The sequence below is a fragment of the Nostoc sp. MG11 genome, from assembly GCF_014904695.1.
Lineage (GTDB): Bacteria > Cyanobacteriota > Cyanobacteriia > Cyanobacteriales > Nostocaceae > Komarekiella.
Genome location: NZ_JACXXN010000005.1, coordinates 197,075 through 220,674 on the forward strand (window position 1 = coordinate 197,075; position 23,600 = coordinate 220,674).

Below are 23,600 nucleotides of genomic sequence, written 5' to 3' on the forward strand. Positions count from 1 at the left end.
TTCACATATATATATGTCAATGCAAACGGTTTTGTATAACTGATAAAAAATTGGAGGATATAGTTACTTTTGCAAGCAGAAATCAGCAGCGATCGCATTTCCTGATAGTGTAGATGTTGAGATTCAAAGCTGAGTTATTTTGAAGTTGCGATCGCTTGTTCCTAATTCTACTTGCATCCACCCAAGAAGCACAAGCAACTATCTCTTAAGCTACTACAGTCTCTAAATGTAACGGTTGAGGAATTTGTGCCACAATCGCTTTACCAATTTCTAAAGAAGATGTCGCAGCAGGAGAAGGAGCATTGCAAACATGGATGGAGTTTTGACCTTGAACAATCAAAAAGTCATCCACCAAAGAACCATTGTTCATCAAAGCCTGAGCGCGGACTCCCGCATGGGTGGGAACTAAATCCTCTGCTTGCACTTCTGGAATTAGTTTTTGCAAGCTGCTGACGAAGGCGGCTTTACTAAAAGAACGAATGATTTCCTGAATGCCTTCATCAGCGTGTTTGGCTGCTAATTTCCAGAAACCGGGATAGGTTATGACTTCCAGAAAATCCCCTAAGTTAAAGTCGGTTTTTTGATAACCTTCGCGCTTCAGGCTGAGAACTGCATTTGGCCCTGCATGAACGCTGCTATCAATCATCCGAGTAAAGTGAACACCCAAAAAGGGAAAATCTGGATTAGGAACCGGGTAAACTAGCGTCTTGACTAGATAGCGTTTTTCTGGGACAAGTTCGTAATATTCTCCCCGGAATGGTACAATTTTCGCTTGAGGGTCAACTTGACCTAACTTGGCTATGCGATCGCTATGCAATCCTGCACAATTAATCACAAAGCGCGTTTCAAAGCTACCATTCTTTGTTTCTAGTACCTGATTTTTACCACTTGGGGAGATTTTTAGAACCTTTGTATTGAGGTGTAAATCTCCACCTTGTTGATGAATTAACTCAGCGTATTTCAAACAAACTTGCTTGTAATTAACAATACCAGTTGAGAATACTCGAACTCCACCTACACATTTCACATGAGGTTCAATTTCTTTGACTTCCTCTGGGCTGATTCTCTGGACTGCTATGCCATTTTCTAAGCCTCGCGTGTAAAGCTTTTCCAGGCGTGGTAGCTCTTGTTCTTCTGTGGCAACAATTACTTTACCGCAAACTTCATGCTCAATTCCATGCTCTTGGCAGAATTCTACCATCGAGCGACTACCGTCACGACAAAATTTAGCTTTGAAACTCCCCGGCTTATAATAAATACCAGAATGAATCACTCCACTATTATTACCGGTTTGGTGAAAGGCCCATTGGCTCTCTTTTTCTAATACTAAAATGCGTGCATTGGCATAGCGTTTGCCTAAAGCTAATCCTGTGGAAAGTCCGACTATTCCCCCGCCTATAATCGCAAAATCATACATTAGTACTATCGCACCTGAAGCCAGAGTATTGAAGTGTTTTATGCAGATAAAATTTACTATTATCTACCATACTTTCCAAGGAGCCTGACTGTTCTTCCATAGCTCCTCTAGATAGTTTTTATCACGTAAAGTATCCATCGGTTGCCAAAAACCATGATGTTTGAAAGCAGATAGCTGTTCCATATCAGCTAGCTTCTCTAATGGCTCTTGCTCCCAAATAGTAGAATCATCAGCAATTAAGTTAATTACTTCTGGTTCTAGGACAAAATAACCACCATTAATCCAAGCACCATCACCTTCAGGTTTTTCCCGAAAGCTAGCAATTTTAGTTTGCTCATTTCCTAAAGAAATAGCACCAAAACGCCCTGCTGGCTGAACTGCGGTGAGTGTTGCCAAGGTATTTTGTTCTTGATGAAATTTAATTAGTTCTGTGATATTTACATCACTGACACCATCACCATAAGTGAAGCAAAAAGTGTCATTACCAACATGTTCGCTAATGCGCTTTAAGCGTCCACCTGTCATTGTGTTATCACCCGTATTCACTAAGGTGATTCGCCAGGGTTCAGCATAACCAAAATGTACATTCATCTGATTAAATCGCAAATCAAAGGTAACATCTGACATGTGTAAGAAGTAGTTGGCAAAATACTCCTTAATTATGTAACCTTTGTAACCGCAACAAATAATGAAATCATTAATGCCGTGGGCAGAGTAAGTTTTCATTATATGCCATAGAATTGGTTTGCCACCAATTTCAACCATCGGCTTGGGTTTGATACTAGTTTCTTCACTGAGGCGTGTACCAAGCCCTCCAGCCAAAATCACCGCTTTCATGCAATTACCTCGGAGATTTGCAGGTAGATTATTATTTGACTTTTACGATATGAAGAGGATGCACTTGGATAGAGAAAAATTGATTTCTAATTTATTTTTCTCCGTAAATAATCTAACGAAGATTTTATTCAAAATTATGAAGGAATGATAAATTAAAATCTTTTGTCTGTGAAAGCTTTATAAATATATATAAACCGGAAAATTTTATATTAATTGAAATACAAAATCTATCTCAAAAACAATCAGGGTTAGCTGAAGCTAACCCTGATTAGGACTGATTTTTCTCAATCAAAACCCATATTTACTAGTAACAAAATTTACTTTTTGTTGTTAGCTTTTTCTAACATACTTGAGCTTTGGAATAAACTGTCACATTTGTTTTCTACGACTACGCACATATGGCTGAGTGCTTGCTGGTAATTATCCATATCGTCCTGCTCAAGAGAGATTTTAGCAGCTGTTTGTAAATCCTCAATAGCTTGCGTACGGTTTTGGTTAGATTTAGTGCCACTATATTGTGAAAGTTCATAACGAACCATACCTCGTTTGAGATACACTTTCGCTAGCTTGGGATTGAGATTTAGTGCTTGGTTAAAGTTGGCTATTGCTTCTTTGTATTCTTGAGCGTAATCGCTGCTATATTGGGCGATTTGATAATAGGCAACACCGCGCTGAAAGTAAGCTTCTGTTTTAGAGGAATTGAGGTCTATTGCTTCGGTAAAATCTGCAATGGCTCTTTTATAACCTTTTTGAGAATCACCGCTGTATTTGGCAATTTGAGCGCGGACAATACCTCGCCTGATTAAAGCTTCTACTTCATTACTGTCAAGGCGTAGGGCATTATTAAAGTCTGCGATCGCCAGGTTATACTCTTTGTCAGGGTCGTTACTATATTCAGCGAGCATATAGAGAGCATTTCCCCGATTCACAAAAGCTTTTATTTCTTTAGGATTGATTTGTAGAGCTTGGCTATAGTCAGTACGCGCTCCTTCATAGTCTTTCAAGTTGTAGCGGGCATTACCCCGATTGACGCGAGCTTTCGCATTTTTGGGATCTTTTTCTATTGCTTGGCTAAAGTTTTCAATTGCTAGATCATAGTCTCGCACTTTGTAAGCAGCATGACCCTGTTTATAATAATCTGCGAAGCTGAGAAGATCTTTTTTAATTGTTTGAGGAGGCTTTAATGTTTGTTGAGTATAAGCATTTTGGAAAACAAACGGACGAGTAAATTTAATCATTACGTCCAAATATCCCAAAACACCAAAACCCAGCAAGCAACAAATAATCGGGTATAATTTTGGTCTTCTGGAAGGTTGATAAGGCGCAACACTTTGGATAATTGGCTGCCAATAATTGACTGCGTGCGTCGGTATGCCTGGCTGTGGTGAACGTGGAGTTTGATTGTAGCGTCTTTTCGATTTGATTCGCGGTTGTAGATGTTCTCTACTTTCAATAGCCCGATGGGATGGAAAGGGGTCACGTCCACCTAATCGCGATGTCCGTTCACACCAGGGACAGCTTTGCAGATGATTGTTGTAGCGATGCTGGGGATTTACAGTACAGCTAATCAGGCTATCTTCGGCTTCAGCTAGTGCCGATAGCCAGGTTTGAGCGCTGGGGCGCAGGTGTGGGCTGTTATGACTTTCTTCAAAACAACGCACAAATAATTCTTGTAAGCTGGGATGGAGAATTTCCCAAGCGGGTGCAATTGGGGTAGGCAGGTAAGGTACGCGTCGCTGTTTACTGTAAGTGAAATGTCCAGATGCAATGCGTGCTTCATAGGGCGGTGGCTCAACAGCGCCTTGAAAAATACCAGAAAATGGGTGCGTGCCTTCCATTAATAGTTGAAATACCAGCACTGCTAACCCAAATAAGTCGTGGGAAATTTCGCGATCGTGTTGGGCAAAAGTTTTATTCTGTAGTTCTGGTGGGGTAAACTCTGGTTTACCCACTGAGCAGCGGTAAACAATATTGTTGTTTGGGTCGCGTACTTGGAAAGAGTCTGTGTCTACCAAGGTGACGAGTGCTGTGTCGCTGACGAGGATATTTGACTCATTCACATCGCCAACGCAATATCCACTAGCGTGTAGAGCAGCGAAAGCCGCCGCTAGGTTCCGAGCCGTGCGGAGTAGGTACTGATAATTGAATAAAGGACAGTGTTGGCGACGGGTTCTGGGGTTGTAAAAGTCGATGATTGGACGCATCCCCTGAATGCGTGGCATTAAGAATCCGATGACGCCACCGCTGCCATCTGCCGATCGCAATAAAACTTCTGGCCAAGCGATGGAGATATGCCCTAAACTCGCTGTAGGGTTTTCCGGCGGGTTGGCAAGCATCGCCTGGAGTTTGTCAGCATGGGCAACAGTTGGCTTGTGATAAATCTTTGCCACCATATTGCTATCGGATGGCAGTGCATAGACACAAGCTTCACCGCCACGCCCCAGACTGACACTGAGGTTGAGAATTTCTTGCTTAGGAAGACAACGTAGTACCTGCATGGTGAATTACCGCTAACGGGAGTTGTTTAAAATGCCAAACACTAAACTATTGCTCATGAGTCGCTCAATGCAGCAATAATGAGTGTTAAATCGTCATCAGTGCGTTGCGTAATCCGCTCTGAGCGTAAAAAGCTTACCAACTGTTCTTTTGCCACGGTCTTATCTTCAGAATTCGCTACAAACTCAAACAGAGGAAAAAAGAACGGTTTATGAGGTTCACTAACAACCATATTCAAAGCCAGCATTTGTAGTCCGTCGGTAAGGACACCAACATTGATTATGTCTTCACGCCATAATCTCATCTGCGCTGTATCTAAAGCACTGGCCGAAGTCAAAAAAGTGGTTTCGTTGATGTATTCGCCGCTGTCAGGCATGGTAAGTGCGAGGAGGTTGCCCATGCTATCTTTGGCTACGGCTAAACCATCACCTATCTGTGCCACAGCCACAACTTCTGGCGTGGCAACCAGAATAATTAAGGTAGTTGCTAAATCTTGAGGTTGTTTCTGACAAGCAGCCGCCTCATCTTCCACAGCTTTTTTGGCGGCTACCATCGCCTCGCTCAAGAGCGATCGCACATTGGTATCATCAGTCAAGAACTTCCGGGTGACTTGTTTGATGGAAATGCTTTCTATTGCTGTTTCCACAGCAACCATCGCCCCCACTTTCCCCTGGCTGGCTGAACCTGCACCATCTGCTGCCGCTATGACTAAAACATTATCTGATAATATCTGCCAGTGGTGAGCATCTTGACACAACTGCTTGTTCTTTAAGTGGCTTGTACCACATACAGACGCAGCTACTACCCGCCATTGAGCAATCTGTTTTGATGTGTTCATAGATTTTATTCCAACAGCCCGCTGTCGTTAACATCAAGCTGCCATCTTTAAATTAAACAGCCCCCCAGCCAATTGGTGGTAGTGCCACCTGTTCGTCTACCTGTGAGTGAGAAACAGCTGACATACTAGCTGACAGCCAGACAAACATCTCAATAAAGTTTAGACCTTTGAGTTTTAGAGGAGTACGCACAGTAATTTGATTTAAGCGCGTCATATTCGCATTTTCTACACCGACAGTAAAAAAAGCTACGCGTTTGTTTGCTTCATCTCCTTGTAGGCGCTGCGCTGCTTGCTCTACCACATTATCTTGCTCACCCTGTGGCTCTCCATCAGTAATCATAAAGACCCAAGGACGATAGTAAGCAATGCCGTTAGAACGATACTGAGATTTGCGCTCTTGAATTATGTCCAAAGCTTTATGAATTCCCGAACCCATCGTAGTTAGTCCCTGTGCTGTCAAAATGGGGGGATTGAATTGATCAGCAGTCACAAAATCTTGCACTACGTTGACATTGCTATCAAAGGTAACTATCGCTACCTCTACCCGTCTTGCTGCCAAAGAATTTTTTACTAATTCATCTTTCAGACTCAGCAAACCCTGATTTAAAGCCTCAATCGGCTCTCCTTGCATTGAGCCAGATGTATCTAGTAGTAGCACGCACGGACAACGCGGTTCTGGATTTTCCGCAAACTCCACAACTTCATCAAGTCTTAATGTATCATGCATAACTTCTTGTGTTATGTTATAGTCCAAAGCTTTATTGACCTCGTTCTCAAAGTATATAGTTTTTGATGCCGACACAACTACAGATATGATGTTTGGCAGCAGATACTTTAATTTTTATTAAACAGAATATTTTCACAAGAATCTCTACATATTTAAGGAACTCTTAATCACAACTAGACTGCGTTTAATAAATAAAGAATTTATCAGGAGCTAACATTACCTGTTGTAGTGGATCTACCAAAAATTCTATCTCTTCATAACTAGGATACAATAAATACGTAAATTTTCCTAGATAAGTTTTTAAAGATTTCATGTAGTAAAACCTCCATTTTATATAAAAGTAATTAATCCTAATTAAGACTATCAGACTTCAAAGTATACTCACGTAACTGTGTGAACTTTACATCAAAATTGCTTAGTAAGTAACTGGGGCGTAAATAAACATAATTGTTAAGGACTTGAGTTAATAGTTATCGTTAGGGAGGGCAACTGACAACTAAACTGACGCCCGCTGAAATAGTCATGACTAATATTTACATTTTTTGTGTCCACTTAACTTAACTTTTCAGACTTGTTGTCAAACGTGCCGAATGTAACAAAAAAGTTATAAAAATTATAATTTGTAATATATATACATATTTTAAAAAATAATTTGTGTCTAGAGAAATATTAAAAAGAAGAGAATACTTCATAGCCGATATTTCCCATTTACAAATATTTAGTCGCTGATCCGCAAAAAATCGAAAAATATGAATAACTCAGGTACATTTACTAAATTACGTCCTCAGAGTTTGTTAAAACAGTTATTTAATTGTTCTGAGAGTATTTGTTTACAAGTATTTAGCAACTCAGTTTCCTGGTGGATTTATTTAGAGCAAGGCAAAATAATTTATGCTACCCATTCAGTTGAACCCTTTGATCGACTAGAACGTCATTTGCGTCGCCTCAGCCATCAAATTCCATCACTTACTAATGAAGTTCGTGTTCAATTACGTCTGATGTTTGAATCAGATACACATAGTCAAGTAGTAGAACATGAGAGTAACTCTAGAAATCAGCCTCCTGAATATCAAGCTATACAATGGCTTGTTAGTCAACAATATCTACATTCTACACAAGCAGCAGTACTGATTCCAGAATTAGTTAAAGAAGTGCTTGAATCATTTTTACTGATCAAAGAAGGTACTTATGAACTAACAGAACCACTTAATAGAATGCCAATCATTTGCAGATTGAATGTAGAAAATATTTTAGAACGCTGTCAAGCACGATTAGAGAGTTGGAAGTCTTTCGAGCCTCAAATTTCTTCTCCCTATCAACGTCCATATCTGTTAATTACTGGTAAACCTGCTAAACAAAACTTACCAGACCTCCAGCCAAATTTAACTAACTGGATGAAGGGTTTCAGCCTACGTCATCTTGCTGTGATTATGAATCAAGATGAAATCGAACTTACTCACAATTTATACCCTTACATCATCCAGGGAGGAATTATATTGCATGAGCCAGACCCACCATTTGATCAGTTACCAAATACATTGGAAGAATTTGCACAATCTTCTAAATTGATAACATTAGTTAATCAGAAATCAGTTAATGTTGCAGAAGAACTAAGTACCGCTAATACCAAAGCTTACCCAGATATTCTTGAAGAGAATAAAATTCCTATTGAGCGAGTACCACAAATTTCTAAATCTTTAAAAGAAAACATTCAGAAATTAACAATAACCAATAATATAAATCCTACTCCTGAAAGAGTAACTGCTACTACTGTAACTAGCAAAAAAACCTACAAAATTGTTTCTGTAGATGATAGTCCTACAATTCTCAAAGAAATTAGCCGTTTCTTAGAAAATGAAAACTTTTCTGTTGTGACGATTAACGAGCCACTAAAGGCTGTGATGTCGATTATTAGGCACAAGCCAGACTTAATTTTGTTGGATCTTAACATGGTAGGAATTGATGGATACGAGTTGTGCCAAATTATACGAAATAACTCGCTATTTAAAGAGATACCCATTATTTTTGTAACAGGTAACAAGGGGTTTGTAGATAAAGTAAAAGCAAGATTAGTAGGAGCATCTGGATATCTCACTAAACCTTTTACTCGCGCAGAATTATTAAAAATAGTCTTTATGCATCTGACTTAGCCCTTTCAAAGTGTAATGTATTTTTCTTGGTGTCTTGGCATCTTTGTGGTTCAAAAGTCAATTTTGGAACCACCCTCCGGGTGATGCCTCCGGCACGCCTGCCGTAGGATGCCCAAAGGGCTGTAAGGCGAACACCAGTCGCCTACAGCGCTGGTTCACTAAGGCACTAAGACACGAAGGTAAACAGCCGAAAATTCGGGAATATGTACATGGCTATTAATCTAGAAATCGACGAAAACTTAATTCAGGAAGCCCTCGAACTGGGTGGTAATCGTACTAAGCGTGCCGTTGTTGAAGAAGCATTGCGAGAGTATGTGCAGCGTCGAAAGCAACTGAAAATAATAGAACTATTTGGCACGATTGAATACGATGATGATTATGATTACAAGCAACAGCGCCAGAGAGGATGAAAGTCATTGTTGATACTTCAGTTTGGTCTTTAGCTCTCAGACGCGCTAGCAAAGCTGACGACTCACCTTATATTGCATTGTTTCATGAATTAATTACGGATGGTCGAGTTGCTTTGCTGGGTGCTGTCCGGCAAGAGGTACTTTGCGGAATTCGTCACGCTAACCAATACAATCGGCTTAAAAATTATCTCCGCGCATTTCCAAATCTTGACTTAGATATTGAAGACTACGAACTTGCTTCTGAGTTTTATAATACTTGCCGACACAATGGCATTCAGGGTGCAAACACAGATTTTCTCATTTGTGCCGCAACCGTTCGGAGAAATTTTAGTATCCTGACTACGGACAACGATTTTAATAATTTCAGTCAGCATATTCCCATAACTTTAGTTGAATACTAGGTTTAAGTTGATCAGATAATTGATACAAGTTATTTTTTAACGTAGACCCAGAGCGATCGCAGCCTACTGCCAAGACGCCAAAAACCCAACACAAAGATAGCAAACAGAGATTATTCTGGCAGTTCAACGTAGTAGGATTGTTCAAGTGGAAGGGTGTGTCTTGCGGGATGAGTAGCCATCGATCGCTAATTGACACCCTAAAATTAGAGCAAAAGACGATTTCAAAAACCAGCACACTCCATGCGTATTTCTCTAAATTGGCTGCGAGAACTAGTAGAGATAAAACTGAGCCACGAAGAATTAGCCGAAACCCTAACAATGGCTGGGTTTGAAGTAGAAGATATTGAAGATCGCCGCACTTGGGCAAATGGCGTTGTTGTGGGAAGAGTGGTTGAGCGTCAACCCCACCCCAACGCTGATAAATTGAGTGTTTGCCAAGTAGATATCGGTGCAAATGAAACTTTAAATATTGTCTGTGGTGCTTCCAATGTGCGGGCAGATATTTATGTGCCAGTAGCAACTACAGGTACTTACCTGCCAAACATCGATTTAAAAATTAAACCTGCAAAACTGCGTGGCGTCCAGTCTCAGGGGATGATTTGTTCTTTAAAGGAACTCGGTTTACCTACCGATGTAGACGGAATTCATATTTTTCCTCAAGAAATGCCATTGGGTAGCGACGTGCGTCCATTGTTGGGTCTAGATGATGTAATTTTAGACTTAACTGCCACAGCTAATCGCGCTGATGCTTTGAGTATGGTAGGTGTCGCGCGAGAAGTTGCAGCTTTGACAGATGCAAAGTTGAGCATTCCTGAACCGGGTGAGGTATCGATTACCAAAGGTACTGGACATTTAGCTTTAAAAATCTCCGATCCGCAAGCTTGCCCTGCCTATATTGGTACAGTAATTGAACAGATCAAAATTGCGCCATCTCCTGATTGGTTGCAACAGCGCTTGCGGGCGGCTGGAGTCAGACCAATTAATAATGTAGTGGACATTACTAACTATGTTTTGTTGGAATGGGGACAACCACTACACGCCTTTGATCGCGATCGCCTAAAATCAGTTGCAGGTGAAAAAAGTTTAACCATCGGTGTTCGCTTCGCCACAGTTGGGGATACCCTCAAAACGCTGGATGGACAAACTCGCACCCTCACAACCCAAAATTTGTTAATCACCGCTAATGATCAACCTGTTGCACTAGCAGGAGTCATGGGCGGAGAAGAAACGGAAGTGCATGAAGGTACTCAAAGCCTAGTTTTAGAAGCAGCGTTGTTTGATTCTGTAGCAATTCGCCGTTCTTCCCGGAGTGTGGGGTTAAGAAGTGAGGCTTCTGGTAGATACGAACGAGGAGTTAACCGGGCTGAGTTGGAAGTAGCCAATCGCCGCGCCTTGGCGTTGATTAGCGAGTTAGCCCAAGGCGTGATTGTCCAGCAGGAAATTGCCGATACCCGCCCCGATCCATCTACCTGGAGTCGTTCCATTGTACTGCGCCTAGACAGAGTTAATCAAATTCTCGGCCCAATCGACTTGGCAGAGGATACAGGAGAACTGGAAGCAAAAGATATTGAACGGATCTTGACTGCACTGGGATGTCAGTTAACTCCTTCAGGAGAAGGTACTTGGTCTGTTTCCGTACCGCCTTATCGTTACCGTGACTTAGAACGCGAAATCGACCTGATTGAAGAAATTGCCCGTCTCTATGGCTATAACAAGTTTTGCGATACCCTACCAGACAAATCGGAAGCTGGTTATCTGCCTTTAGATCAAGAACTGATTCGCAAGTTACGCGCATACTTGCGGGCGGAAGGATTGACAGAATTAATCCACTACTCTTTAGTTAAACCAGGGGAAACCGGACAGATAGTATTGAGTAACCCTTTATTTGTAGAATATTCGGCACTACGAACTGATTTAATTGCTGGGTTAATTGATGCTTTTCAATACAATTTAGAGCAGGGTAATGGTTCTCTCAATGGCTTTGAAATTGGGCGAATTTTCTGGCAAGAAGACGGTTTACAAGAAGGAGAAGCGATCGCTGCTATCATTGGAGGCGATCGCACCGTTGGCAAATGGTCAAAAAGTGGTCGTGAGCAACCCCTAAACTGGTTTGAAGCCAAAGGCATTTTAGAAAGTGTATTTCGACAACTTGGTTTGCAAGTAGAATATCAACCCGATTGCCGTGATGAACGCTTGCATCCAGGATGTACCGCCTCACTCTGGGTAAGAGGTAACAGACTAGGGATTTTTGGACAACTCCATCCCCAAGTGCGACGCGAAAAAGGCTTACCAGATTCAGTCTACGTTTTCCAGCTAGATGTAGATGTGCTCTTGGATTATATGGAGCAAGATGAAATCCTCACTCCGATATTCCATCCTTATTCCACCTATCCAGCTAGCGATCGCGATATCGCCTTCTTCGCACCAGTCAAAATCTCAGTCGCCGAAATTGAAAAAGTAATTAGCAACGCTGGTAAAGGACTACTAGAATCAGTGGAATTGTTTGATCAATATCGCGGCGAAAATGTCCCACAAGGACAACGAAGTTTGGCATTTCGGTTAATCTATCGAGCCAGCGATCGCACCCTCACCGAAGCTGAAGTTGAACCAGTTCACAATCAAGTCCGCGAAGCTTTGGTAGAAAAATTCGGCGTTAACTTGAGAAGTTAATAGTCACGAGATTTCTAGTTCCCAGGCTGAGATAGACCATGTAGAGACGTTGCAATGCAACGTCTCTACTCTTAACACAATATATTCTTAACTAATAGTACTAACAAAAATTATGACTAAATATATCCTCTGGGGAACTTACTGCGAAGACGTTTTGGAAAAGCGCACCCCTTACCGTCAAGCACATTTAGATGGATTAGCAAAACAGAAAGAATCTGGTGTGCTAATTACTATTGGCCCTACCAAAGATGTCACCAAAGTTTTTGGAATTTACGAAGCTGAAGATGAAGCCACCATCCGTAATTTGATTGAAAATGACCCTTATTGGAAAAATGGCATCTGGACAGAATATTTTGTCAAAGAGTGGATTCAGGCTATTTAAAAATCATATAGTCCGTTAATCAGCAAAACTTATCAGTCTAGAGATTCTCAAATTCACGCCTTTAGTAGATGCAATTGGAGTTTTATTAGTGTCATCATAAGAGTGCTATCAAACAAAAATCGTTGCTGTTATCTAGACTAAAAATCAGATAAGATCATCTGCGATGATCGCAACAACTCCGATTTTTCTCCAAGTGTTTGAATTTTTAAGAGGGTTCTACCATGAATCGAATTCTAAAACGTGCGCTTTTACCTGGTATCATGGCTGCAAGTTTAGCTGGTGTCACCTTAGTTCCTGTTAAACCAGCTGCCGCCGATGACCAAGTACTAAGAGATGCAGCCATTGGAGCTGGTACATGTGTGGTAACTGGAGCTATTAGAGGACGTGGCACAGTATTACGCAATGCTGCCAAATGTGGCGCTGCTGGCGCTGCTGTTAATGGAGCCAATGGGCTAAGACGCAATCCCAAAAAACGTAGCTTAGGTCAAGATGCCGCAGTAGGTGCAGGCGCTAGCGCCGCAACTCGTGCTGTCCTTGGTGGTCGTGAAGATACCGCTGGTGATTTACTTGATGGTGCAGCAGCCGGTGCAGTCATCAATATCCTCACCAAATAGAAAATAATTTGTAATTCCACATTGGGAATTTAAAACCTCCCAAACCTCGTTTCCAGTCTATGACTGGAAATGCTCTCTATAAGGCTCTGCTGCGAATTCAAGAGGCGGAGCCTCGCAAACAAACACAGATGAACGCATATAATTAACCGATGTTTATCAATGTTCATCTGTAGTTCCTTTTTTACTTATGCGCATTTTTGCAAGAAGTTTATTAAACACCAATCTCTTTGATTAACTTTCCTGCATATTCATAACGATGTACTGGAATTAGCTAAAAATCTAACAGTAATCGCGTTTGATAGCGGAGAATATCTAATTGACTATTTAGTGATTCTAATTGTGCTAGTTTCTGCTTGGCATAGCGAGCAATAATTAAAATCTCTAGCAAATCATACAATTTATTTGTCATTCTATCTCCTAAATTGAATTTATGAGATTTAGGTAGGCGATTGAGAATTGGAACATACCAATGAATCAAATCATAGGTCTTTTGAATAATCGGTAATTCATCCATTATTGTTTTGGGAAGGCTATCAATTAGAAACTCGGTTTGTTGGATAATTGACATCCTAAATCAAATGCGCTAAGCTTGAATAATACATTATACAAAATTAACAAGCAGTAAAAACAAGCTCATAACAACTGCTAACTATTCTCAAAAAAAAATTAGATCGCTCCGCTCTGCTTCGCTTACAGAGGGCAAAATAAAGAAGGGAAAAAGGGCAAGAGTACAAAGGGCTAGTAAGTCCTCGCCGTACCACCGCACACCACCCGAAACCCGATGTCGTCGTAGTCGATGTCTGGGTTGCCCCTGCCGCGATAAGCAGAACGGCAGTATCCAGGACTGTAGTCCCAAGAACCACCGCGCAGCAGCCGATAATGATTATCATTGCTACTACCACTTATTAGCCAACTTAGTCCGTTATTTGGCGCACCCTTGTAACTATCGTGCCAATGGTCAGCACACCACTCCCATACATTACCGTGCATATCGTATAAACCAAAGGCGTTAGGTGGAAAACTGCCTATTGGCGTCGTTTTACCTAAAGATTGACCTTTTGGTGCAGAGGCGTATGTATTGGTTCCGTCGTAATTTGCTAACTCCGTCGTAATTGTCTCACCAAAATGAAATGGTGTTGTAGTCCCAGCACGACAGGTATATTCCCACTCGGCTTCGCTGGGCAAGCGGTACTCGCGTCCTGTCTTCTTGGAGAGTCTTTTACAAAACTCTATAGCATCATACCATGAAACGCCTTCTACAGGAAGGTTATCACCTTTAAAATGAGAAGAATCTGGTTTAAGTTCCCGCTCGACTTTAGCTAAAGAAGCGACTGCTTTCCATTGGGCTTGAGTAATTGGATATTTCCCCATGAAACAGTCTCTAACGCTGACTTGGTGTTGAGGACGTTCATCGTCACTACTTCCTTTCTCATTTTCTGGTGAACCCATCAGAAACGTCCCACCAGGAATAGCAACCATATCCAATGCGATACTATTTCCCAAATCTTCAGTGAAATATCTAGCTTGACTATTTTTTCTCTGAGTTTCCTGTCCCTGAGCGTTAACGGTGATAACCTCAAATTCCAAAAATGGCAGCGCTTTTTCTATTCTACAAACAGCAAATTTTCTAGCTAGTGCAGATAAAATTTCTTTGGTATTTGCAGAAGAATTTGAATACCACAAACGAAACAGATACCCTAGTGGCGTTCCCCCTACATTTCCCCAAATACTAATTTGCACCCCCAACCCAAAGCGCCCTTGAGAATATTGCAGCCAAAGTTGTTCTAAAGTTTGAAGAGATTGACAATCAATCGACTCTATTGCAGCAATATCAAGCTCACGTTCTCTTTCTCGCCTAGCCATTTTAAATATTACTAACTCTGTTTCTTGGCTGGCTTTTTCCCACTCTGCTGCTGCGAGGTAATTGACAAGCTTGCTGAAATCATTAGGAACTAAAGCTCTAACTATTCGTATACCTTTTTTTGTGCTGCTTATATCGCTTGCTCCTATCGTCCAACATTCTAATCTCTCTCTAGCTGGATGCTCTTTAACTTCAGTTGCAGTCGGTAATCTATAATAATAAGCAGCCTTGTTCTCATCTTCATTCCTAATTAGCAATGGAGCATTTACACTGAGCCAAGTGCAAAACTCCAAAGCATTCTGATAGCTAATGCCAGTAATTATATGTTTAGCATTGCCAGACTGGAAACATTTTGTTGAATTTAACTGGTCGTCAAGAAAAAGTTGATATTCAGCATAAGTAATATAATTGCGGTCTATAAAACATCTTCCATCAACGTCTAATAACTGATTCAGCCGACTGGATAGTTTGACTTTAGCAGCTATTTGAGCAATTTTTTGGTCTGAAGATTCTAAGCCTTCTTCTAGGATTTTAGTGAGTTTATTTTTAGTTTCTTTTTCTACTTTATTCGGATTCTCTTGTAAGCAAGAATACGCTAGAGTTAAAGACTTAACTTCTTCTTGTCCATACTTTTGCCAACGTTGAAGGGCTTCTAGAATCAGTCTAGTTATATTATTTACATCACTCAACCCAGCATAAAGATAAATAGTCTCCGCCCACTGAGTCACATGGAAATTTTGAATTAAAATATTTTCTTGTTTTAATTTTTCTACCTGAACAGCGGCTAAATATTCTTGAAAACTCAAATGAGCAAATTCATAACTCCCCTGTTCTTTTTCGACAAGTAAGCCAACATCATTTTTAATAGTCTCTAGCCATTTTTCAGGGGTAAGCGTATTCCCTGCTTCTTGCTCTAATTTGTCTTTAATTAGCAATTTACCTGCTTCTAAGGTGAACTTTTGAGTTCCCCGCTGCATCAAATTTAGGGCAATTAACTGGAATATCGACTGATTTTGTTGGGCATTGAGAGGCAGCCGAATTCTTTTAACACTTGGTCTTCTACCTAACAAAACATCACAAATTTCTTTATACAGTTCAACTCTTTTGCCTGGCAAAGTATAGTCTAAGTAGTGAACTGTCGCAATCATCGTCACCAGCAACGGGTTGCTTGCCATCTTGCGGATAGTTGGATTCTGAAGTAGTGCTTCTATTAGCTCGTCCGCTTCTTGTTGAGCTTCTTGTTGCACCGTCAGCGATTTGCGTCCTTGTTTCTGAATTTTTGTTTGCAAATACCAGCCTTGGATAAATTGCTTCATCTGCGCCAGAGTAAAAGGCTGGACTTCTAGCACTGTATTCACCTTCTCACCCAAAATTTCGCTCTCGCTTTCATAGCCGTGGCGACGAGAGGTAAGAATAAAGGTAGATTTAGGATATTTCCCCATTTGCTGCGTCACCCATCGGCTCACAGTAGAACGTTCGCTATCATTGGCGACTTCATCCAATCCATCCAACATCACCAAACACATACCGTTATTTAAGCGGTTCTCGAACCAATCAGTAGGTAAATTGACTTTCGCAAGCAGAGGTAGAAGTTTGATTTGCTCTTGAATGAGTTCGTTAAGACTAGGAGGTTCTGGCTTGATGAGCATTTCGCGCACATCCCGCAAACGCAAAAGCACAGGAATCAAGTTAGGAGCTTTATACTTGCGGTAAGCTTTGCGAGCGTAGGTTAGAGTAATGTACTGTAGGAGGGTAGTTTTACCTGAACCTGATGGTGCAAGTATGGCGATACATCGTTGCTGAGAATTTGGGGTTAAGAAATGCCAAATTTCATTACCTTGTTGGGTATCTGGTTGATTTTTTGCAGTAATCCCTCCAGAGATATTCCGGTAGCTTTCACTCGCTACTTTGAGCGGAACAAATACATCTTCTAGATTCGGTGTCGTTGGCGCAAGATTGAATCCTTCAGTTTTCAACGCAATATACTTATCTATTAAGCTTTCATAATATTTGTTCTGAAACTTGGACAGCTTCCAACGCAGTTTGTTAGGTAACTTGTCAGCTTGTGTCAAAACAAATTTTGCCGTTGTCTTACCGCGTTCATTGACTCCTGCTTCCATTTCTTGCATGAAGCCTTCGCTGAACTTAGCCCATAGAGACAAGCCAGCAGTTACCGCCGCTGAGATAATAGCATTTTTGCCTTCACCATTGAGGAGAAAATGACCCGTAGTCGCACCAGCAACACCTGTAGGAAACTATTTGACTAATTCAGTAAGCCATTTTGGTGATTGCTGCATTGTTAAACAACCGGGTTAATAAAATTTAGGAGTGAGCCAGGGTTTTTACCTAAATCAGCCCAAAAATTCGTATATTTACCATATTATAAAGCTAAAGTCTCCATAAACTGCTTAAATAAATATGATTGCACTTACCAAAGCTGAGTATTGATCACGGATGTGGAAAATTTGTAATTGATAAAGTGCGTAGTTTACCGCCGTAGGTATTGCTCTCTCAAAACTTTCCCTAAAACTAAAAATTTCCGAGAAAAATAGACATTGTTCGTAGTTAACACTAAAGCGCTAACTACGAACCCATCAAATCAACAGTATCTTTAGCCCTTCAAAGCCTTTCTAAAATTTCGACGATAGGATTGATTAGTAATAAACAAAGCTGGCCATAACAAAGATAAACCAATGCGATTAGGCAAACTTGGACTAAAATTAGTCCGTTCAAACCCACGCCAAAACTTCCAAACGCCACCAAAGTAAACTACTATCAAACCAAAAATAATTAATTTACCCATTCCCATCAACTCCGTTAGTAACTGACAGAATTTAAACTAAGTTTTTCTACACCATACTGAGAAGGCATGGCTAAACCCTTCAGTCTTCGACATCCGAGTCAGTTGACGATACATTCTCCTAATTCCAGTGTAAAGTAGCCTTACGCATCACAGCCAGTTAGTATTTAATCAACAGAAGTCTCCAGAACTTACGCACTCAGATCCCCCAACCCCCTTAGAAAGGGGGCTTTAGACGTTCCCCCCTTAAAAAGGGGGGTTAGGGGGGATCGGGGTTTCAGGCTTCAGTGCGTAAGTCCTAGTCTCTATCGTCAGCATAGAACACGAGCAAAAGAAAGGCTAATCAGAGACTAAGTAAAAGGGCTTAATTAAATCAGAGCTAGTAGTAAGCGGCTCTAGCCCTTAAGAATCTTATATATAGCTATAGAGCGATAAATCGCTCACTACGAACAAAAGTTTTATTTTATCTTAATTTGTAGCTTTGTAATAGCTCTTGACAAATGTCAATAATTTAGTAACAATAGGAAATTGTCGCTCAAAAACAAATACCAGCGGAACTGGCGGAATTGGCAGACGCGCTAGATTCAGGTTCTAGTGCCGCAAGGCTTCCGGGTTCAAGTCCCGGGTTCCGCATATCAATTTTGGATTTTAGATTGCCGATTTTGGATTAATCTAAAATCTCAAATCCAAAATCTAAAATCGTGTTGACCAGTTTACAGAATTCCCTAGTCAAACAAATCCGCAAACTGCACTCTACCAAAGAGCGGCAGAAACAGCAGTTATTTTTACTAGAAGGGACGCACCTGTTAGAAGAAGCTTGCGCGGTTAATTACCCGCTAGTAGCGGTGTGTTGTACCCCAGATTGGCAAGCAGCCCATCCCTCACTGTGGCAAGAGGCTTTGAGCCGATGCGATCGCGCAGAAATCGTTAGTGAAGAAGTTTTAGATGCGATCGCTACAACAATCCAACCAGATGGTGTAGTTGCAACGGCAAAACGGGATGCTCGCCAAACTCAAGTGCCATTTACTGGTATAGTCCTAGCTTTAGAAACTATCCAAGATCCAGGTAACTTGGGGACGATGATTCGCACGGCGGCGGCGGCTGGAGCATCGGGGTTATGGGTAAGCGAAGATAGTGTAGATCTAGACAACCCGAAAGTTTTACGTGCTTCTGCTGGACAGTGGTTTCGTCTAGCAACGGCGGTAACTGAAGATTTAAAAGCTACAGTTGAACAAAGTCGGCAAGCTGGAATGCAAGTAGTGGCAACTATGCCCAGTGCAACTTTGACTTATTGGGAAGTGGACTGGCAAAAACCCAGTTTGATTTTACTGGGTAACGAAGGTGCTGGTTTATCGGCAGATTTAGCAGCGATCGCAGACAAGCGAGTAAAAATTCCTCTAAGTCCAGGAGTAGAGTCTTTGAATGTAGCGATCGCAGCCGCTTTAATGCTGTATGAAGCCCAGCGGCAAATGACTGCTAAGCAATAAATTGTAACTTTTTACTTCTATTTAGATTTTGTTTTTTCTTCCAGATATTGTTCAATATCAGCAACAGCGTCCTCAAAAGCCGCTAGATCAATTTCTGTCAAATTTTCCAATAGTTCGGGATCATTGGTACTATCAGTATTCAATTCTGGTGTTTCTTCATCCTCAGTCGGATTCTCTTGCAAAATATCCTCCAATTGATCGAGTGACTGAAAAAAATCTTTCGCGGCGGCGTGGCGATGTGTTTGCTGACTTTGCTCCATAATCTTGGCTTGAGAATCTTGAATTTTATCGCGTAATCTTAATTTGCAGTTCCTACTTGAAATTTTGCATACATAACATCATATTCGTAGTTATCTGCAAAGAGTCAGGTACTACTTTATCAACTTTACACACTAAAAGGCTTGACAGCAAAATCAAGAGTCAAGAGTCAAGGGGAGCCAGTGCCGTGGTGTTAGCGTAGCGGTAGCGACTGTGCGTAGCGTCGGCAGTCCGGTCTTCTCCCTTCGCGTAGCGTCTCGTAGAGAAGGGGAGACGCCCGCCGTAGGATGCCCAAAGGGCTGTAGGGCGATAGCGTTCGCGCAGCGTCTCGTAGAGAAGCGGTAGCGAGTCATCGAGCGTCTGGGGGTTTCCACGCCAGTTGCTACCCTACGGGAACGCTAAGAGCGAACAAGTCGGCAGAGCCGCAAGGGCGCACTGGCTCCCCAGGAGGAACTGCCGTTAGCGCAGCGGTAGCGACGTAGGAGCGTCAAGGTTTCCCGCGCCACTTGCCACAACGGGGGGAACCCCCGCAAGGCAGTGGCTTGACTTGAGGCGACTGACGTTCAAGGGTCAGTAGCTATTCCCCTTGTCTCTCACCCCCCCACTCCCCCACTCATCTGCCAATATCTGAGTGTTGGATTTGCAAAAATTTGTCTAACATCACACTGGGAATTGGTCGCGGACGCATTATTTTGGCATCTACCCAAACCCACAACGCCTCAGCAGCGACTAACAAGTCCTCTTGATTGTGTTTGCGAATTTCGTAACGTCGGAGAGCACGCGTACCACGCATATCCTTCAACCAGGTAGTGACTTCCAGGGTATCACCTGCCACGGCTGGGCGCAGATAGTCAATTTCTACCCGCCGCATGACAAATACGCCGCCTAATTCTTGGTATACATTCAAATTTAAGCCCAAATATTCTGAGTGTTCAACGGCTGCTTGTTCCAAATAGTTTTGGTAAACAGCGTTATTGACATGACCAAGAGCGTCCATTTCATAGTGTCGAACGCGCAGTAAAGTCTTGAATGCTTGCATGGGTTAGTTGGTATGCGGCGCTGTTTCAGTTTATATTAGTTTTTCTATCTTCGTGTTCTTGCCACGTCTAAATTAGTTCTGGCGCTCTTTAAGGGACACACCATTGAGATATTGGTTCAATTCTCGCCTGCTGCATCAATTCCAATACTTGCGATTGATTACAACCGTAGGTAGATGTTAACAATTGCTCTCCTTGATTTTTTGCCTCATTAGCAGATACACCAAAGGTGATAATTTCTTCGTCTTGGTTGCCCGTAATCCTATCAACTGGAATGATACAGATATATTGCGGTTCATTATGTCTTATTTGTTGCACCATTGCTCACCCACCAATTTTGCTGAGAATAACCGTTTACTTTCAATATATTCATAACCGCAGATTACAACATTTATGAAAATAAATTTATGTACATCTTGCGTCATTTTGTAATTCGATTAATACAAATTTCTTTACAAATTAAGACAACGTTAAGAATCTTTTCAAAATTAGAGAATTTTAGAAGTGTAAACAGTTACTCATGGGAAAATAAAGTTAAACATCAACAAATATCTTTTTGTAAATTTCTGTTTTGTATTCAACAAGAGAATGCGCCTATGGAAACGCGTTTTCCATTATGAGATTGATTGATTTAAATGTTTGTTAATTGGTTTTAAGGTGTGAGTCCGAATAAGTAAACTCGCGGCTACAAGAAATAGGCTTGCGATGGGCTACGCCCCGCCATAGGCGATCGCGCTGCGCGTATCTTACTACGAGGGGTTTTAAAGTCAAATAGCCTATAGTCTCAAATATTAACTTTACTTTACTTAGTGCAGGCTTGATTAATCGAGTCTTGTACAAACTTACTAAAAATTGGAGGTTATAAAATGGCAGTACGAAATAACTTAGTTAGCAATTTATGGCAGAGAGTGCGACAAGATTCTGTGAGTTGGGGATCTTTAGCTCTTTGGGTTACTTCATTAATTGTACTTTTAGTAATGCTAGCAATGTTTTCTAACGCTTGATCTCAGCAAGATTATTTTAGTTTCTGGGCAGCAGCCTAGGAACTAAATTCTGATGGACTGTCGTCTCTATAAAACGAAACTTGAGACATATCAACTTATGAACTGCAAAATGGCAACAGTCATAATTTTAGCTATTAGTGGCTTAGTTTCTTCTGTTAAAGCTCAAGAATCTCCTAATAAGACTCCAGTCAAATCAGATCAAGTTGTGAATGCTTGCGTTCAAAACCATGCCCAGACTTTACCAAATCCCTTTAGCGATGTGCCATCAGACCATTGGGCTTTTAAAGCAGTCATGACTATGCACTACTGTGGAGCTTTTCGCCAAGCGACACCACCTGCTTTACTTGAGAAGCTTCGACCTACCGAAAGCCAGCAGCAACCACAGAGAGAATACAATAACAAAAGATAAAATTTGATTCCTGACTTTGTATAAAAAGAAGTATTCAAGAAAGATAGAAAAGAATCCACAAATATAGTATCTTGGCTGCGATCGCGTAAATTCAAACGATTAAAAATACTTGTGCAGTTACACAAATTAGCCGGCTAATTCATCCACAGCTTGGGGTTAGCCGGACTAATCTTCGTATATTCTGTAATCAATAGATCAGTTAAGCAACTATCAACTCAGAATCGTTTTCTGAAGGTACACCATCCTGAACTAAAGAACGGGTTTCGCCGTTGCGTTGGAGAAGACCGCCAACCATTGCTAATAAAGCATTTACTTTGCGAGTACGCCACTCATCCACCAATTTTTGCACTTGAGTAGCAGGCATCCGCCGCATCATTGCTTCGTAAAGATAAGCTGCATGACCAGTTTCATCTTGAGCAACACTTAACATTCCTAACTTGAGGTTGCGAGCGGTTGGCTCATCGTCAGGTAACACATTCGCCATACGAGTAAAGTCTTTGCTCGCATCCAACTCCAGAATGTAAGTGCTAGCCATAAAAACATCCCAGTCAATGGCAGCCGGTTTTAGCTGTTCTGGGGTGTAACCTTGAAAGAATGCGGCAAAGAATGGACTACGCTGCTGTTGTGATTTATTTGCAGATGTGGTTTGGGGTTGACGCTTGAAATCTATAACTTGTTTATTTAGCTGTTTTAAGGCGTGGGCAAAAATTTGACCATGCCTAGTTTCGTCTGATGCATGTTTTGCTAGTTTCTCTGCTAGCCATGTATCGCCTTCGGCGGCGGCGCGATCGCTAAGTGCAGACAAAAACGGCACAGAGCCAGATTCCGCCAACTGAAACCCCGCCAGAACGTTGGGGCGAGTTTTAGAGTCGCGGATCTGAGCAGCTGAGTAATAAGCCACAGCACCCGAACCTGCTAAATGCATGACATAAGTCAAGAAATTCATGAAAGATTCCCGCTGACTGTTGGAAGTTTACATTTCTTATACTATTCTGCCTTTTCTATTCGGTTAAATTCGGTTATTCAGTGACGAGATTGTATTTGAATTAGATCTTAAGTAAAACTTTCTGCTTATACAGGTAAAGAACTCTGGCTAACTGTTTGCTAATTATCGGTGGCAGTATGTCAACACCTAACAAAAAGATATTTTCATTTTGCTACTATCATCCCTCAGAGGTAGTTTGGTGAGTTTGGATGGAGAAATCAACTAAGCAAGTACAATTTTGGCTTTGTGCAACTATCATCCTGTTGGGTTTGATAGGCTGCGATCGCCTGGTTGGTAATTCTGGAAACGTGGTTGAGCGAGTTAGTGATGGCGACACTTTGGTAGTGAGAGACACCAATGGTCAAAATGTCACCGTGCGCTTTGCTTGTGTTGACGCGCCGGAAGTAGCCCATTCTAACAGGGAAAAACAAAGTAGACGCACTAGCGATCGCAATCAATTTACTTGGGGTGTGAGAGCGCAAGAACGGGTGAGGGAACTGGTGAGACAAGGAGGCGATCGCGTTAACTTGAATATCACAGATAGCGATCGTTATGGAAGGCAAGTTGCAGAAGTCCGCCTGAGAGATGGGACTCTTGTGCAAGAAGTGTTAGTGCAAGAAGGTTTAGCAAAGGTGTATCGTCCTTATTTAAATAAATGTCCCAGTAGAACCTTAGTGCAACAAGCAGAAGGTGAGGCGAGACAACAACGGCTTGGTGTTTGGGGTGATTCTAGGTTTGTTAATCCTTGGGAGTACCGCAGTTTTAATAAGATACAAAAGTAAGATGCGTAATGCTTACCATTATTAGACCTCTTGCG

22 protein-coding genes, 1 tRNA gene and 1 pseudogene are annotated in these 23,600 nt (G+C 41.5%); 11 read left to right on the forward strand and 13 right to left on the reverse strand.

The window, feature by feature from the left end:
- Positions 1 to 205: 205 nt before the first annotated feature.
- The 5 genes from lhgO to HCR01_RS10065 form a co-directional block, all read right to left on the reverse strand.
- Positions 206 to 1,417, reverse strand: coding sequence for an L-2-hydroxyglutarate oxidase (gene lhgO / locus HCR01_RS10045; RefSeq protein ID WP_193196076.1), 1,212 nt, complete (start codon positions 1,415 to 1,417; stop codon positions 206 to 208).
- Between the two features lie 63 nt (positions 1,418 to 1,480).
- A complete protein-coding gene (gene rfbF, locus HCR01_RS10050) occupies positions 1,481 to 2,254 on the reverse strand; it encodes a glucose-1-phosphate cytidylyltransferase (protein ID WP_193196077.1) in 774 nt (257 codons plus the stop codon).
- A gap of 317 nt (positions 2,255 to 2,571) precedes the next feature.
- Positions 2,572 to 4,752, reverse strand: coding sequence for a tetratricopeptide repeat protein (locus HCR01_RS10055; RefSeq protein ID WP_193196078.1), 2,181 nt, complete (start codon positions 4,750 to 4,752; stop codon positions 2,572 to 2,574).
- A gap of 53 nt (positions 4,753 to 4,805) precedes the next feature.
- Entirely contained in the window at positions 4,806 to 5,588 is a 783-nt protein-coding gene (locus HCR01_RS10060) for a PP2C family serine/threonine-protein phosphatase (protein ID WP_193196079.1), read from the reverse strand.
- Between the two features lie 52 nt (positions 5,589 to 5,640).
- A complete protein-coding gene (locus HCR01_RS10065; protein WP_162397688.1) occupies positions 5,641 to 6,315 on the reverse strand; it encodes a vWA domain-containing protein in 675 nt (224 codons plus the stop codon).
- A gap of 749 nt (positions 6,316 to 7,064) precedes the next feature.
- Here HCR01_RS10065 and HCR01_RS10070 point away from each other — a divergent pair.
- The 6 genes from HCR01_RS10070 (at position 7,065) to HCR01_RS10095 (ending at position 12,942) form a co-directional block, all read left to right on the forward strand.
- Positions 7,065 to 8,465, forward strand: coding sequence for a response regulator (locus HCR01_RS10070; RefSeq protein WP_193196080.1), 1,401 nt, complete (start codon positions 7,065 to 7,067; stop codon positions 8,463 to 8,465).
- Between the two features lie 209 nt (positions 8,466 to 8,674).
- Complete coding sequence (locus HCR01_RS10075) at positions 8,675 to 8,875, forward strand: type II toxin-antitoxin system VapB family antitoxin (protein ID WP_193196081.1); 201 nt, start codon at positions 8,675 to 8,677, stop codon at positions 8,873 to 8,875.
- Positions 8,872 to 9,276 (forward strand): PIN domain-containing protein, encoded by a 405-nt coding sequence (locus tag HCR01_RS10080; RefSeq protein WP_193196082.1) that lies wholly within the window; start codon positions 8,872 to 8,874, stop codon positions 9,274 to 9,276. Before HCR01_RS10075 ends, HCR01_RS10080 begins: the two co-directional genes overlap by 4 nt.
- A 240-nt stretch (positions 9,277 to 9,516) precedes the next feature.
- The gene (gene pheT / locus HCR01_RS10085) at positions 9,517 to 11,946 is read left to right on the forward strand and encodes a phenylalanine--tRNA ligase subunit beta (RefSeq protein WP_193196083.1); all 2,430 of its coding nucleotides are present in this window, start codon (positions 9,517 to 9,519) and stop codon (positions 11,944 to 11,946) included.
- Between the two features lie 112 nt (positions 11,947 to 12,058).
- Entirely contained in the window at positions 12,059 to 12,328 is a 270-nt protein-coding gene (locus HCR01_RS10090; protein ID WP_162397851.1) for a YciI family protein, read from the forward strand.
- Between the two features lie 221 nt (positions 12,329 to 12,549).
- Entirely contained in the window at positions 12,550 to 12,942 is a 393-nt protein-coding gene (locus HCR01_RS10095; protein ID WP_162397685.1) for a hypothetical protein, read from the forward strand.
- A 274-nt stretch (positions 12,943 to 13,216) separates the two neighbouring features.
- Here HCR01_RS10095 and avd read toward each other — a convergent pair.
- The 3 genes and pseudogenes from avd to HCR01_RS10110 all read right to left on the reverse strand — a co-directional run.
- A pseudogene (gene avd / locus HCR01_RS10100) lies at positions 13,217 to 13,456 on the reverse strand (diversity-generating retroelement protein Avd); the annotation flags it as partial.
- Between the two features lie 224 nt (positions 13,457 to 13,680).
- Positions 13,681 to 16,932, reverse strand: a complete 3,252-nt coding sequence (locus HCR01_RS10105) for an SUMF1/EgtB/PvdO family nonheme iron enzyme (RefSeq protein WP_193196084.1) — start codon at positions 16,930 to 16,932, stop codon at positions 13,681 to 13,683.
- Positions 16,933 to 17,414: 482 nt separating this feature from the next.
- Positions 17,415 to 17,606: a hypothetical protein gene (locus tag HCR01_RS10110; RefSeq protein WP_162397684.1), complete on the reverse strand. Its 192-nt coding sequence runs from the start codon at positions 17,604 to 17,606 to the stop codon at positions 17,415 to 17,417.
- A gap of 548 nt (positions 17,607 to 18,154) precedes the next feature.
- On the opposite strand from HCR01_RS10110, the gene HCR01_RS10115 reads away from it, so the two are divergent.
- Both HCR01_RS10115 and HCR01_RS10120 read left to right on the forward strand, forming a co-directional pair.
- Positions 18,155 to 18,236, forward strand: a tRNA-Leu gene (locus tag HCR01_RS10115).
- Between the two features lie 68 nt (positions 18,237 to 18,304).
- On the forward strand, positions 18,305 to 19,090 hold the full coding sequence (locus HCR01_RS10120) for a TrmH family RNA methyltransferase (protein WP_193196085.1): 786 nt from the start codon (positions 18,305 to 18,307) through the stop codon (positions 19,088 to 19,090).
- Positions 19,091 to 19,107: 17 nt separating this feature from the next.
- Here HCR01_RS10120 and HCR01_RS10125 read toward each other — a convergent pair whose 3' ends face one another.
- The 4 genes from HCR01_RS10125 to HCR01_RS10140 form a co-directional block, all read right to left on the reverse strand.
- Positions 19,108 to 19,350, reverse strand: a complete 243-nt coding sequence (locus tag HCR01_RS10125) for a hypothetical protein (RefSeq protein ID WP_193196086.1) — start codon at positions 19,348 to 19,350, stop codon at positions 19,108 to 19,110.
- 153 nt (positions 19,351 to 19,503) lie between these two features.
- Positions 19,504 to 19,722 carry a hypothetical protein gene (locus HCR01_RS10130; protein ID WP_193196087.1) on the reverse strand — a complete coding sequence of 73 codons (219 nt, stop codon included), beginning with the start codon at positions 19,720 to 19,722 and terminating at the stop codon, positions 19,504 to 19,506.
- A gap of 239 nt (positions 19,723 to 19,961) precedes the next feature.
- The gene (locus tag HCR01_RS10135) at positions 19,962 to 20,387 is read right to left on the reverse strand and encodes an acyl-CoA thioesterase (RefSeq protein WP_193196088.1); all 426 of its coding nucleotides are present in this window, start codon (positions 20,385 to 20,387) and stop codon (positions 19,962 to 19,964) included.
- 88 nt (positions 20,388 to 20,475) lie between these two features.
- Complete coding sequence (locus HCR01_RS10140; RefSeq protein ID WP_193196089.1) at positions 20,476 to 20,706, reverse strand: hypothetical protein; 231 nt, start codon at positions 20,704 to 20,706, stop codon at positions 20,476 to 20,478.
- Positions 20,707 to 21,251: 545 nt separating this feature from the next.
- Here HCR01_RS10140 and HCR01_RS10145 point away from each other — a divergent pair.
- Together HCR01_RS10145 and HCR01_RS10150 are read left to right on the forward strand one after the other, a co-directional pair.
- Positions 21,252 to 21,389, forward strand: coding sequence for a hypothetical protein (locus HCR01_RS10145; protein ID WP_193196090.1), 138 nt, complete (start codon positions 21,252 to 21,254; stop codon positions 21,387 to 21,389).
- Positions 21,390 to 21,498: 109 nt separating this feature from the next.
- Positions 21,499 to 21,798 (forward strand): S-layer protein, encoded by a 300-nt coding sequence (locus tag HCR01_RS10150; protein ID WP_226889237.1) that lies wholly within the window; start codon positions 21,499 to 21,501, stop codon positions 21,796 to 21,798.
- A gap of 199 nt (positions 21,799 to 21,997) precedes the next feature.
- Here HCR01_RS10150 and HCR01_RS10155 read toward each other — a convergent pair whose 3' ends face one another.
- On the reverse strand, positions 21,998 to 22,744 hold the full coding sequence (locus HCR01_RS10155) for a ferritin-like domain-containing protein (RefSeq protein WP_193196092.1): 747 nt from the start codon (positions 22,742 to 22,744) through the stop codon (positions 21,998 to 22,000).
- A gap of 248 nt (positions 22,745 to 22,992) precedes the next feature.
- Between HCR01_RS10155 and HCR01_RS10160 the strand changes: the two genes are divergently transcribed.
- Positions 22,993 to 23,565, forward strand: a complete 573-nt coding sequence (locus tag HCR01_RS10160; protein ID WP_193196093.1) for a thermonuclease family protein — start codon at positions 22,993 to 22,995, stop codon at positions 23,563 to 23,565.
- The last annotated feature ends 35 nt before the right edge of the window (positions 23,566 to 23,600 follow it).